The 13,453-nt window shown below is 34.5% G+C and carries 13 protein-coding genes; 3 read left to right on the forward strand and 10 right to left on the reverse strand.

The annotated features are described in order from the left end of the window. Positions 1 to 51: 51 nt before the first annotated feature. The gene (locus ACULEU_RS02680) at positions 52 to 1,050 is read left to right on the forward strand and encodes a GntR family transcriptional regulator (RefSeq protein WP_445453913.1); all 999 of its coding nucleotides are present in this window, start codon (positions 52 to 54) and stop codon (positions 1,048 to 1,050) included. A gap of 64 nt (positions 1,051 to 1,114) precedes the next feature. Here ACULEU_RS02680 and ACULEU_RS02685 read toward each other — a convergent pair whose 3' ends face one another. The 10 genes from ACULEU_RS02685 to ACULEU_RS02730 form a co-directional block, all read right to left on the reverse strand. Continuing rightward, positions 1,115 to 2,776, reverse strand: coding sequence for a T9SS type A sorting domain-containing protein (locus ACULEU_RS02685; protein ID WP_445453914.1), 1,662 nt, complete (start codon positions 2,774 to 2,776; stop codon positions 1,115 to 1,117). 107 nt (positions 2,777 to 2,883) lie between these two features. Continuing rightward, positions 2,884 to 3,546 carry a ribulose-phosphate 3-epimerase gene (gene rpe, locus ACULEU_RS02690; protein ID WP_445453915.1) on the reverse strand — a complete coding sequence of 221 codons (663 nt, stop codon included), beginning with the start codon at positions 3,544 to 3,546 and terminating at the stop codon, positions 2,884 to 2,886. 231 nt (positions 3,547 to 3,777) lie between these two features. Further along, entirely contained in the window at positions 3,778 to 4,641 is an 864-nt protein-coding gene (locus ACULEU_RS02695) for a sigma-70 family RNA polymerase sigma factor (RefSeq protein WP_026707723.1), read from the reverse strand. Positions 4,642 to 4,783: 142 nt separating this feature from the next. Further along, positions 4,784 to 6,256, reverse strand: a complete 1,473-nt coding sequence (locus tag ACULEU_RS02700; protein ID WP_445453916.1) for a hypothetical protein — start codon at positions 6,254 to 6,256, stop codon at positions 4,784 to 4,786. Continuing rightward, on the reverse strand, positions 6,246 to 6,800 hold the full coding sequence (locus tag ACULEU_RS02705) for an RNA polymerase sigma factor (RefSeq protein WP_445453917.1): 555 nt from the start codon (positions 6,798 to 6,800) through the stop codon (positions 6,246 to 6,248). The genes ACULEU_RS02700 and ACULEU_RS02705 overlap by 11 nt, the downstream gene beginning before the upstream one ends. A gap of 12 nt (positions 6,801 to 6,812) precedes the next feature. Continuing rightward, entirely contained in the window at positions 6,813 to 8,120 is a 1,308-nt protein-coding gene (locus ACULEU_RS02710) for a hypothetical protein (RefSeq protein ID WP_445453918.1), read from the reverse strand. 55 nt (positions 8,121 to 8,175) lie between these two features. After that, a complete protein-coding gene (locus tag ACULEU_RS02715) occupies positions 8,176 to 9,030 on the reverse strand; it encodes a hypothetical protein (protein WP_445453919.1) in 855 nt (284 codons plus the stop codon). Between the two features lie 130 nt (positions 9,031 to 9,160). Continuing rightward, on the reverse strand, positions 9,161 to 11,311 hold the full coding sequence (locus ACULEU_RS02720) for a polyribonucleotide nucleotidyltransferase (protein WP_445453920.1): 2,151 nt from the start codon (positions 11,309 to 11,311) through the stop codon (positions 9,161 to 9,163). A gap of 151 nt (positions 11,312 to 11,462) precedes the next feature. Continuing rightward, positions 11,463 to 11,732, reverse strand: coding sequence for a 30S ribosomal protein S15 (rpsO, locus tag ACULEU_RS02725; RefSeq protein WP_290284316.1), 270 nt, complete (start codon positions 11,730 to 11,732; stop codon positions 11,463 to 11,465). A gap of 137 nt (positions 11,733 to 11,869) precedes the next feature. Then, on the reverse strand, positions 11,870 to 12,331 hold the full coding sequence (locus ACULEU_RS02730) for a GAF domain-containing protein (protein ID WP_445453921.1): 462 nt from the start codon (positions 12,329 to 12,331) through the stop codon (positions 11,870 to 11,872). Positions 12,332 to 12,401: 70 nt separating this feature from the next. Here ACULEU_RS02730 and xrtF point away from each other — a divergent pair, with 70 nt between their 5' ends. Together xrtF and ACULEU_RS02740 are read left to right on the forward strand one after the other, a co-directional pair. Beyond that, positions 12,402 to 12,956 (forward strand): exosortase family protein XrtF, encoded by a 555-nt coding sequence (gene xrtF / locus ACULEU_RS02735; protein ID WP_445453922.1) that lies wholly within the window; start codon positions 12,402 to 12,404, stop codon positions 12,954 to 12,956. Further along, positions 12,934 to 13,380, forward strand: a complete 447-nt coding sequence (locus tag ACULEU_RS02740) for an exosortase F system-associated membrane protein (RefSeq protein WP_445453923.1) — start codon at positions 12,934 to 12,936, stop codon at positions 13,378 to 13,380. Before xrtF ends, ACULEU_RS02740 begins: the two co-directional genes overlap by 23 nt. Positions 13,381 to 13,453 lie beyond the last annotated feature (73 nt).

Raw genomic sequence — 13,453 nt, forward strand, 5'->3', positions numbered from 1 at the left:
ACCAGTACCTACCAGTTTATTTGTATCTTGCCACCAGTTAATAGTAGTTTTATGAAAGTCATAAACATTGATGCCCAATCTACGCTGCCAAAATACAAGCAGATTATTTTCTCGGTAGAAGTAGCTATAGCGGAGAAACGGTTAAAAAGAAACGATAAATTACCTTCGGTCAATAAGATTAGCTTGGAATTTTCTATTTCTCGAGATACGGTTTTATTGGCTTTTGATGAATTAAAGAAAAGAGGCATTATTTATTCCATTCTAGGAAAAGGGTATTATGTCAAAAGTGTTGAATTTAATTTTGAGCAACGATTTTTTTTGTTGTTTGATGAACTCAATATTTTCAAGGAAGATATTTATAATTCTTTTTTGAAAACGATTAGCAATAAAGCGCAGGTTGATATTTTTTTTCATCATTTTAATATTGATACCTTCAGAAAATTAATTAGTGAAAGCAATGGAAACTATTCTAAATATATTGTCATGCCAACCAATTTGAGTGGTGCTGCTTCCATTATTAAAATGCTTCCTGAAAACGATGTTTATATTTTGGATCAAACAAACGACCAATTACAAGAGTATCCATCTGTGCATCAAAATTTTGTGAAAGATATGTATGATTCACTTTTTATTGGAAAAGATAAGTTGAATAATTATGAGAAACTGATACTAATTTTCCCTGGATTTAAGGAGCCCATTGGAATGGTTGAGGGATTTAAGAAGTTTTGTGATGATTATACTTTTTCAAATGAAATTATTTCGAGTTTTGAGGGTAGAACGGTTCAAAAAGGAACGGTGTACATTATTCCTGACGACAGGCATTTAGTAGCTGTTTTAGAACAGGCAAAAGTACAGCAATTTCAAATTGTAGCCGATTTTGGAATCATTTCTTACAATGATACTCCATTGAAAAAAGTAGTTGAAAGTGGCATTACGACGATATCTACCAATTTTTCCACGATGGGAATGTTGTTGGCGAGTATGATATTAGAAAACAGAAAGGAAAAGGTCGAAAACAAATGTGATTTAATTGTCCGAAATTCATTGTAAGTAAATTCCATAAAAAAACCGTCTCATTATTAGATGAGACGGTTTTTATTTACATTGTAAATAATTATTCTTTGATTATTTTCTTTACTAAGGTTCCTTTGTCAGAAATGATTTTCAACATATAGACACCTTGAGAAACATCAGCAATGTTCACTTGTGTTTCAGTTGCATTAGCCAATTTAATACTTTTGATACTTCTTCCGTTCAAATCGCTTAATTCTACAGCTTGAATAGCTGCGTCCATTGAATTTGAGATGGTGAAAGTATTTTGAGCTGGATTTGGAAATACAGAGAAATTAGCTTGCAACGCTTCATCAATTCCTAAAACCTCTGTTACACTAAAGTTGTCAATAATTAACGCATGAGTTCCAGTTGCAATTGGAGAAAAGTTTCTAAATCCGAAGTAATAAACGCCTGTTGTTGCAGGTGTAAAACTTACTGTTTTTTGGGTAAATGCAGCAATGTTCAATCCAGTTTCAGATAATAACACTGTAGTTTGAGCTGCTGCGTTTTGAGCATCACCAACGGTAAAATCTAAACTTCCAGTTGTAGTAGAAGCATTTTGAAAATTACTAACATAATACGTAATGGTTACGTCGCTTCCTTCTGTTAAATTAACCCCTCTTGAAAACATCCAATTATTGGCTGCAACTGTGGTAGGAGTAATTGAAACTACTGAAGATGTACCCTCTTGCACTAATGGTCCTGCACCATAGTTTCCAGTTGCCCAATCACCAGCAGCTGGGATTAAAGGATTTGGTACAGCCCATCCAACAAATGCTAAAGATTCTTGCTCATAACTAGTGTTGTAAGGAGGTGTTGCAGGTGAAAATACAGTATTAAAAGCATAAGGACCATTCCATAAACTGAAAGTACTTCCACAGTTTTGTCTTATGTAGGCATCATAAACGGTCCCGTCTGAAAGAGGAGTTATGGTGTAAGGAGAGCTAGTAACACCAGTTAAAATAGTTCCTGCTCCTGGAACAAAGCCATAAGGGCCATATTCAATTTCAAAGTTAGCGCCACCAACGTTGTTAAATGACAAAGATGCTGAGGTAGTTGTGTTACCAGTTACACTTGAGAATAAATTGTAAGGTCTTGCACAAGATACTGTTTTTCCTAATCTTGTAACAGGTCTAAAATTTGATGCAGCTATCGTTGTAGGTGGTGTTGTTGATGCAGCTGCGGACATGGCACTTTTAATACCACCAACTAAAGTGTTATTACAATATGCAGTATTAGGTGTAGCGGATACATCTGGAGATTGATAGTCAACAGCCACATATAATCCGGCACCAGTGTAGGTAAAAGGGCTACCTCCACTAAAATTATAGTTGATTTCACCTGCTGTATTTGGGATAGTAAAAGCTCCGTTGCTTACAGTTGTCATACCTGTTATTGCGGTTGCCCATGTGGTACTTTTGGTGTTTGTTGCATCAGCTGTGTTTTGTAGGTATATGACACAAGTTCCGGTTGTTGCCGTAGCTTGAGCAACTTGGTAGGTAAATCCTAAACCACTGATTACATCTCCGGAAGCAAATCCTCCAGCTGTCATTTCAGCAGCTGTTACAATCCATACGCCTCGAGTAACATTTCTTGCTCCTTGTGGTGCTCTACCATTTGCGGAAGTAGCTAAACCTTCCACAACAGGATAATGATCAACCTGTGCTGAAAGCTCTAGTGCTGATAAAAATAATAATAATAAAGTAAGAGTAATTTTTTTCATAGTTTTTTATTTTATGATTAATGAAAACAAATTTAGAGAAACAAATTTATTTTATTCTATCGATTGTGAATTATTTATTTAAATTATTTGAAAACAGTTGTTTATGTTTATACATTCGTCATTTTTTTTAACGCAGCGATCGTAGTAATTGGATTTTCAGCTCCAAAAACATAACTGCCTGCAACTAATACGTTTGCTCCGGCTTTGACTAACTGGGCTGCATTTTTATTGGTTACACCACCATCTATTTCAATTAATGTATCTAAACCTTGATCATCAATCATTTTTCTGAGTTTTTTTACTTTTTGATACGTGATTTCTTCAAACTTTTGTCCGCCAAAACCAGGGTTAATCGACATGATTAAAACCATATAGCATTCGGGTAGAATATCTTCTAATACAGAAACGGGTGTAGTCAGGTTTAAAACAACACCAGCTTTACAGCCAGCTGCTTTAATTTGTCTCAGGGTTCTATGCAAATGGACTGTAGCCTCATAATGAACAGTAATGATGTCGGCACCAACTTCTGCAAAAGTTTCAATATAACGCTCAGGCTTTTCAATCATTAAATGAACGTCTAATGGTTTAGTAGCGTGTTTTTTTATAGCTTGAATAACAGGCATTCCGTAGGAAATATTAGGAACAAAATGGCCGTCCATGACGTCAATGTGAAACCAATCTGCTTCACTGTTGTTAATCATTTCAATATCGCGTTGTAGGTTGGCAAAATCAGCCGCAAGGACAGAAGGTGCAATAAGAGTATTCTTCATTATAGTTGTTATGTTGTTTGGGCAAAGATAGAAAAAGTTTCTGTCTTACCGGAGATTGCGTTAGGGATAGGAGTGGAAATCCTCGTAGAGATTGGAGTGGATAGCCCGACCCATATGGGTAACGCCATATCCGTTACTGTTATGAAAAATAAAACTCCGGTAATCAGCCGGAGTTTCAATCATCAATCAAAAAACGAACAGTTAATCAGACTGTTGTTGCGGTTTTTAGGATTATCCTAAATATGTTTTTAAAATTTTACTTCTAGAAGTGTGTTTTAATCTGCGGATTGCTTTTTCTTTAATTTGACGTACACGTTCACGAGTTAAATCAAAAGTTTCGCCGATTTCTTCTAATGTCATTGGGTGTTGATCGCCTAAACCAAAGTATAAACGCACTACATCAGCTTCTCTTGGAGTTAAGGTTTCTAAAGAACGCTCAATTTCTGTACGTAATGATTCGTGAATCAATTCTCTATCCGGATTTGGGGATTCCCCTGAACGTAAGACGTCATACAAATTAGAATCTTCTCCTTCAACAAGAGGTGCATCCATGGATAAGTGACGACCAGAGTTTTTCATAGACTCTTTAACGTCATTTACGGTCATGTCTAGCTCTTTCGCAATTTCTTCAGCACTTGGTGGACGCTCATTAGATTGCTCTAGTAAAGCGTACATTTTGTTGATTTTATTGATAGAACCAATTTTATTTAGAGGCAAACGAACGATACGAGATTGTTCTGCTAGTGCTTGAAGAATCGATTGACGAATCCACCAAACGGCATACGAAATGAATTTGAAACCACGTGTTTCATCAAAACGTTGTGCTGCTTTTATCAAACCTAAGTTTCCTTCATTAATCAAATCGGGAAGCGTTAAACCTTGATTTTGGTATTGTTTTGCTACAGAAACTACGAAACGTAAATTGGCTTTTGTCAATTTTTCTAAAGCTCTTTGGTCACCAGCTTTGATTTTTTGTGCCAACTCAACTTCTTCATCTGCTGTAATTAAGTCAACTTTTCCAATTTCTTGTAGGTATTTGTCTAAGGATGCAGTTTCACGATTCGTTACCTGCTTGGTGATTTTGAGCTGTCTCATTTAATGTTCTCCTTTTCTTTTAAAGTGTTCAATTGGTTGTACGTTGTAAGTTGCAAAAAAGTTACAATTATTTGCATTAAATTAAAAAAGCCCTAGTTCAAATGAGAACTAGGGCCTTTTACCACAATTATAACTAACCAAATTATTTATTGTTAATGCTGTATCGAATTCCGGTGTGAATTCCGAATATATAGGGTTGCAAATCGTTTCCGGTAAAGGCTTTTATTTGATAATTAAGTAATGGTTCTACAAATATTTTCGTGTTTTTGAAAAGAGGATAATCAATCTCTAAACCAACATTTACTGAAAAAGACGTATCGGATAAGTCTTTAGTTTTTCCAATGTCTTGTGTATATCCATTTAATGTTTTAATGCTAATCTTATTTTCATCAAGTAATAAATAACTGAATCCTAAGCTTGATTTCAGACCAATTTTTTTATTAAGTAACATATATTTAATTTCAATCGGAATTTCTGTGTATGAAATTTTTTGAGTGATATCCATTTTTTCAGAGCCATTGGATGCGGCAAAAATTGTTGCATTGGATATGTTAGCATTGTACCTAATGCCACTAAAATTGTCAGCACCTGGCATATTAACTCCAATTGGAGCATTTTTTGTTATATAATTTAAGTTAACTTTTGAATAACCAATACGGATAGAAATGGCTTCCGTCAAATCGTATGTCACTCCGAATCCGTAACTGAATTTGATTTCCGATTTTTTGGTAAGGGTGTCCAAATCTCTATCCAAAACAGATTCTCTAGTTAAAGAACCATAATAAGTTGGCGAGATAAAGGCATCAATATAAAATTTTCGGAACACTTTTGTACTGTCTGTTTTGAGACTGTCTTTAGGATACATGTTGATATTTATCGTTTTTTCTTTTCCCTTTTTAGCAATAAGTGAATCTGTTTTTTTTGCTTTGATTTCGGAAATCGATTCAATTGATTTTTGGTTTTGAAGTTCTGTCAGATCAACCACTACCGAATCTTTCTGTATTGTATTGTTTTCCGATGAAAGGAGTTTTCTTTGTTCTTTAATGGATTTATTCCTTATTTTTTTTATTGAATATTTTTTTGAATCAAATTTTGATTTTCCTTTCGCTGACTTAGAGGACGTTGTATTCGAATTGTTTATTGTGCTAGTTATTTCTGAACTTTTTTTAGCGGTATTATACCTTAATTTTTTGGAGCTTTTATCAGATTTACTAGTGTTTACAGGACTATTATTTACATTTAAACTTGAATCATCTTTAGCAGTATTATCGTCTAAAGTACTTTTGATATTTTGATTTTGATTGTTTTTAATGGTATTTGGATTGGTAGCATTAGGTTCTCCGTTTTCAATGTTTATTATGATTTTATCCTTTGAATTATTAGGTAAACCAAAGTCAAATCCATTATTTTGATGATAAATAAAGAATGCAGCAACTGCGCCTATAAAAAATAAGCCTAACGTTTTTGTCCAAAAGAAAAAGAAAGCCAATCTTCTTTTTTTCTTCTTCTTTTGTATTTCTTCCTGTATGCCAATCCAAACTTTTTCATTGGGTGTTTTGTCCAATGAGTTCAGCTTTTCGTTAATTACTTTTCCTATATCTTTTCTATTTTCCATATTTAATGTTTATGGTAACGATTGATTTTTGAGCGATTATTTTTTCTTTCAAAATCATTTTAGCCCTATGTAAATTGGATTTTGAAGTTCCAATATTGATATTTAACATTGCTGCAATTTCGATATGGGAATAATGGTCAAGTTCATACAAGCAAAAGACCAAGCGGTATTGATTGGGTAAGGCCTGAACCAATTCTAAGATATAGTCTAAGGACACATCTTCTAGTTCATTTTCCTCGATTTCACTATCAGGATAGCTTTTGTCGCTTATGGAGACCAACTGATAGGACTTTTTATAACTGTCAATAGCTTTGTTGATGGTAATTCTTTTCATCCATCCCTCAAAAGAACCTTTGCCATTATATTGTCTGATTTTGGTAAAGATTTCGATAAAAGCATTATGTAGGTTGTCTTCAGCCTCCGTTTCGTTTTGACAATACTTCAGGCATAGCACAAAAAGAGTTTTCTTATACAAATGGTATAATTCTTCTTGTGCCTTGTTATTCTGCTTTTGACAGGCTCTTATTAAATCTTCTAAACTCAAAAAAATAATTTTTTAAAAGTAACGAATGCATCTAACTTTCACGGTATTTGAAGTAGGAACCTTTAAAGTATTTACTATTTGTCCGTTTGTGAAATCAATAGTTTTTACCGTAGTTGGATCATTTTCTGTTGAACTCCAATATATTGTATTTGAAAAATTGCCTAAACTCTGTTGGTGTAAGTTTGTATGCATAAGCGCCAGTTCATTTTCCGAAGGCAAAAACCAATCTTTCTTTCCATTCCATTCATATCCTAAAGTTTCTTTAGCAACCACAGTTCCATTATTCAAACTGCTGCAAATAGTAGGGTTACTATAAAAATTGACTAAACCATCGTGAAAGTTCAAAATGGCACTTGAATTATAAAGTCCTTTTCCAATGGCTGTATTCTGTGCGTTACCAATAGATGACGTTGCACAACCCCACTCAAAATAGGATAAATCCACTAAAGAAGCTTCGGCATAACGCCATCCGTCGCTGTAAGAACCTTTGTCATAAAAGACAATTCCTCCTGCAGTTCCTCTATCTCCGACGGAATAGCTTGTTGTCACTTGACAAGACTTTTTTAAATGAATATTTTTTGGTGAATTTTCTATGATAATTTCCTCTGGAGTCATTATAACCTTTCTATCAAAGTTCCAATCTAATGCAACCTGAGTAGTGCCTTCTAAATTAATATTCATATGGAACTCATTATTAATAAATAGAAAAGTCCAACTTCCATTATAGGTTTGATTGTCATAAAATAATTGAATTGTTCCGTCAACATTGACATCAAAATAGCCACTCAAATAACGGTTATCTCCAGTAGCTGTATACTGAACTTTCCATACACAAGGTACAATTGCGGTTGGCGTAGAAGTACAAAATAAATTTCCAGCGTAATTAATAATGTCCTCTCTAGAACAACTGTCAATGACCATTTTTAATTCGGCATTATTATTTACCGTGAATTCTGTTCCATCTGCTAATGTAGTCGAGATTGGATAACTGATGCTCAACAATTGATCAGCAGGTAAAATGCCAAGAAAAGCACTAAAATTATCGTCACCCACTATTGTTACTGCTCCGATTCGTTGTAAGCTTGAATTGTAAATCAGTAGATTAATAGGGTAAACAATGTCAATGCAAACAATGTCGTTCATAGGGTCATCTTCTGCTTTTGTAACCCTTTCCAATAAATTGTATATTTCTGAATCTTTTTGAATCAAATCAGCAGCATCGGGGTAGGTTATTGTATCATCGATGTCCTTGCAACTGTTGATACTAAACGTTATTAATAGTAAAGCAAAAATTTTTGGAAGTGAATAGATCGATTTCATAATTGTCAGGTTTTAAACCAAAGTCTTAAATTAGAAAAAAAGGTTGCGTTATTTTTTAATTGTAATAATAAAATTTCTCTGTTGTCATGGTTGTATTTGGCGTCACGGCTGTATTCGTGTAAACGCTTTTGTAGTACGTTTTATAATTGGCACTGTTAAAAGTAGTAATATCGCTGTCGTTTGCTTTGAAATAGGAATTACCATTGTAGGCTAAATAGCGTAATTCATTCCCCATTACAATTAAATTGTTTAACTCATTTTCAGATTTTTGGAGGTTTGCAGGCATAGGGTTGGGATAATATTGATACATAGTCACGGTTCCCGAATAGTTATTGGACAACAGTATCTGCCCCTGAGAGCTAGCAATATCCTCAATGTTTACGGTTTGACCTGTGTTAAAATCATAGTAACTATAATTATTCTTGTATATCAGGCCATCCGTATTTTTGGTAAAGGTTCTGAAAGTTGTCGTCTGATTGTCTAGGTCGTTGTAATATTTTGAAGTGACAGTGCCGTCATCATTGTAAACATACGTAAAAAACAAAGCAGAAATGGGTTCATAGGTATGCCTTCCAATCAGCCTTCCTTGAGAATCATAGTTTTCTTCACGGTGTTCGCTTACTTCTCCGGTATTTAAATAAGTCTTTATTATTTTCGTTAGTCCGTTGGTGGTTATAACTGTACGGTATATAAATTGATCTTGATTATTAAAGGTAGAATCTGAAACCACCTCAAAGTTTGCATAACGCTTTATGTTTTTTGTGTTGTATGTAGGATTGTCAGAATACGTTGTTAAGGTGACTATTTTTTCAAGATTGTTTGTTTGAACGTTGTTTGTAGTGTCAGTACTGTCACATGAAACCAATAATGTAAGGATACTTCCAAAAATGAACAGATTAAAATTTTTCATGATGCTTTATTTTGAGGTTTATATTTCATAGTATAGAAAACCCAAAAAGGTTGCGTCAGTCATTGAAATAAAATCAAAAACCCCGACTTAAATTACTCAAGTCGGGGTTTATTTATAAAGTATAAAACTATTATTCTCCTTTTGGAGTAATTTTATTTTCTTCTCTTGGAGGTCTTGGCAATAATGCTTTTTTCGACACTTTTTCTTTTCTTGTTTTTGGATCAACACCTAAGTACTTCACCATAAATACATCACCCATTTTTACAACATCAGCAACGTTTTCTGTTCTTTCCCAAGCCAATTCTGAAACGTGTAACAATACTTCATTTCCTGGAGCAGCTGTATATTCAACAACAGCACCAAAATCTAGCATCTTGATTACTTTTACTTCATAAGATTCGCCCAAGGTTGGTTTGAAAATAATCGAATCGATTTTCGCCAATACTGCTGCAATTCCGGCTGGATCAGTTCCCAGAATTTCAACAACACCTTGCTCGTCAACTTCATTAATAACAATAGTGGTTCCGGTAGCTTTTTGTAATTCTTGAATCACTTTTCCACCAGGTCCGATTAACGCACCAATGAAAGCACCTGGAATGGTTCTCATGATTATTTTTGGAGAATGATCTTTTACATCAGCTCTAGGTTGTGCTAGTGTTTCCGTCAATTTCCCTAAGATATGTAAACGTCCGTCACGAGCTTGAGCCAAGGCTTGCTCCATGATTTCATATTTCAATCCGTCGATTTTAATGTCCATTTGACAGGCAGTGATACCTTCAGAAGTTCCAGTAACTTTAAAGTCCATATCTCCTAAATGATCTTCATCACCTAAAATATCAGACAATACAGCGAAACGTTCTCCATCAGTAATCAATCCCATTGCAATTCCAGAAACCGGACGAGTCATTTGAACTCCAGCGTCCATCAAAGCTAATGTTCCAGCACAAACAGTTGCCATGGAAGACGAACCGTTAGACTCTAATACTTCTGAAACCACACGAATTGTATAAGGACAATCTGCTGGAATCATGTTTTTTAAGGCTCTTTGTGCCAAGTTTCCGTGACCAACTTCTCTTCTTGAAGTACCTCTTAACGGACGCGCTTCTCCTGTAGAAAATGGTGGGAAATTATAGTGTAAATAGAATTTTTCTTCTCCTTGTTCAGATGGCGAATCGATTTGGTTAGCTTCTCTAGATGTTCCTAAAGTTGCCGTTGCCAAGGCTTGAGTTTCTCCACGTGTAAACAATGCTGATCCGTGAACAGATGGTAAATAATCTACCTCACACCAAATTGGTCTGATTTCAGTAGTTTTTCTTCCGTCTAAACGAGTACCTAAATCTAAAGTTACGTTACGAACGGCTTCTTTATTGGTTTTATAGAAGTATTTAGAAACTAAATCTCCATTTTCTGCTAATTCTTCTTCAGTAAATAATGCTTTTACTTCTTCTTTTACCGCGTCAAAGGCAGCTGAACGTTCGTGCTTAGCCGAACCTTTGCTTGCAATGGCGTATATTTTATCATAAGCCGCTGCTTTTACTTTAGCGTAAATAGCTTCGTCTTCTTTTTCTTGTTCATAAGTACGAACTTCTTTTTTACCAAAAGCTGCTGCCAAACGTTCTTGCGCTGCAATTTGTACTTTAATATGTTCGTGAGCAAATTTAATGGCTTCTACCATTTCTTTTTCTGAAATCTCTTTCATTTCTCCTTCTACCATCGCAATAGAATCTGTTGAAGCTCCAATCATCATGTCAATATCAGACAATTCTAATTGCGCACGACTTGGGTTGATGATGAATTTTCCATCAATTCTACCAACTCTAGCTTCAGAAATCAAAGTTTCAAATGGAATGTCAGACAAAGCAAGGGCTGCCGAAGCTGCTAATCCTGCTAATGCATCGGGCATAACTTCTTCGTCATGCGACATCAATTGAATCATCACTTGAACTTCTGCATGGTAATCTGAAGGGAAAAGTGGACGCAAAACACGGTCAACTAATCTCATCGTTAATACTTCGTTGTCGCTTGGACGTGCTTCTCTTTTGAAAAAACCACCAGGAAAACGACCTGCTGCTGCAAATTTTTCGCGGTAATCTACCGTTAATGGTAAAAAGTCGATACCTGGACTTGCTTTTCTTGCTGATACTACTGTTCCTAAGATTACAGTTTTACCAATTCTTACTACTACAGAACCGTCGGCTTGTTTAGCTAAACGACCTGTCTCGATTGTGATGCTTCTGCCATCACCTAAATCGATTGTTTCTACAAATAATTGTGGAATCATAAATAATTTCCTTTTTTAATTTTACATTGGTTTCTGCCTGTCGACAGATAGTTGTGTTGTTGTAGTTGTTGTGTGTAACCCAATGAAAAACCGAAACTTTTCTTCTTTTTAACCTAAAAAAAAGAGGCGCGTGGGCACCTCTTTGTATTGATTATTTTCTAATATTCAATTCTTTAATAATCTCACGATATCTGTTGATTTCTTTTTTCTTCAAGTAATCTAAAAGACTTCTTCTTTTACCTACCAAAAGTACTAACGAACGCTCTGTGTTATAATCGTGACGATTTTTTTTCAAGTGCTCTGTTAAGTGAGAGATTCTAAATGTGAACAATGCGATTTGTCCTTCTGCAGATCCTGTGTTTTCTGCTTTTCCTCCGTGTTTAGCGAAGATTTCTGCTTTTGTTTCTTTACTAAGATACATTCCAATATTTGTTTAAATGATTATTATGTATGAATTAAGGTTTTCTCAATTCGTGTGCAAAGGTAAAAATAATTATGACCCGAGCAAAATAAATAGAATTTATTTTGAGAACAGGCGAAGCAATTATGAATTGTAAATTATTTTGAAAATAATTTTGCAACTTCCTGATTTACAAATTCTAAAAATCTTTCGTCTGCTTCGGTAAAAGGATCAATCACATGGCTGTCAATATCTATTTGACCAATATTTTTACCATCAACAAAAAGCGGTACTACAATTTCTGACTTGACCGTAAAGCTACAGGCTATATAATTATCCTGTGCTGAGACATCAGGAACAACAAAGTTCGCATTGGATTCTGCCACTTGTCCGCAAATGCCTTTCCCAAACGGAATTACCGTATGATCGGTTTCGGCGCCAACATAAGGTCCAAGGTGCAATGTTTTAGTTTCGTGATTGGCAAAATAAAATCCAACCCAATTATAATAATCAACGTTGTCAGAAAGTAATTGGCAAAGGTTTTTCAGTTTTGCATCTCTTTCAGTATTAGTTTCGGAAAGAGTAGCAATTACTTGAAGTTTTAGGTTTTCAAATGTCATTTTCAAATTTTTATGCAAAGGTAACGACTGCGCTTTTTTTATTTTATATAAATTTGTTAAAAATTATCTCTTGAAAAATCTCTTGCTTCAATACAAACCATTTTTACTTTTTCTCGGAAAGTTTATTGTTAGCTATTTGATTTTGTCCATTATGTATCAGAGCTATTTGAATCGTTTTGATGCTTCCCGAGCTGAAGTAGATTTGTTTACCGAAATTGTTGCAGATCAATCAGCGACGGTTTTGTCGTGGTTTGATTCTAAATCCTATACGATGCCACATCTCAAGGAACCAAGTGTAAAACTGATTTATAAAGGAAAATATATTTCCCGCATCATAGAAGGTTGCAATGCCATAAGTGTAATTATTTTATTTATTTCGTTTGTAATTGCCTTTACCGGAAAATTCAAAAACACCATTGTTTTTATTCTCTTTGGAACCATTCTGATACATATTTTGAACATTGGCAGAATTGCACTTCTATGCGTTGGCTTATACTCCTTTCCTAATTTGGAGCATTTGCTTCATGGTGTAATTTTTCCACTTATAATCTATGGTATTGTGTTTTTGTTGTGGATAGTATGGGTTAATAAATATTCTTTATATGCTACGAAAACTGTTAAGTGATCCAAAAAAAATAGGGTGGTCCTTTTTCCTAATAGGGCTTTTGATTTTAATCAGAGCTTTTGAGGAAACACTTTTTTATGATCCTTTTTTGGACTATTTCAAAAGCGAATATGCTCATCTGCCTTTTCCTAAAATCAATATTATCAAATTGTATTTCAGCTTGGGCATGCGATTTTATATGAACTCGGTGATTTCATTGTTGCTCTTGTATGTGATTTTTAAGGACAGAAAAATAGTCAAGTTTACCGCATTCATTTATATGGTTTTAGGTTCTTTGCTACTTATTGGATTTATGTTTGTGCTAACTTTTTTTGCCGAAGAAAATAAAATGATGTTGTTCTATATCAGACGATTTTTGATACAGCCTATATTCATTTTGTTGTTTATTCCGGCTTTCTATTACCAAAAACAGATTAAAGAATAAACTTTCGTATTTAATCTGAAAGTTTTGCTTTTTAACCGAAATTTAAGTTGGCAACTTTTTCTTTTAGTTATCT

The sequence above is a fragment of the Flavobacterium sp. 25HG05S-40 genome (genome assembly GCF_052654735.1).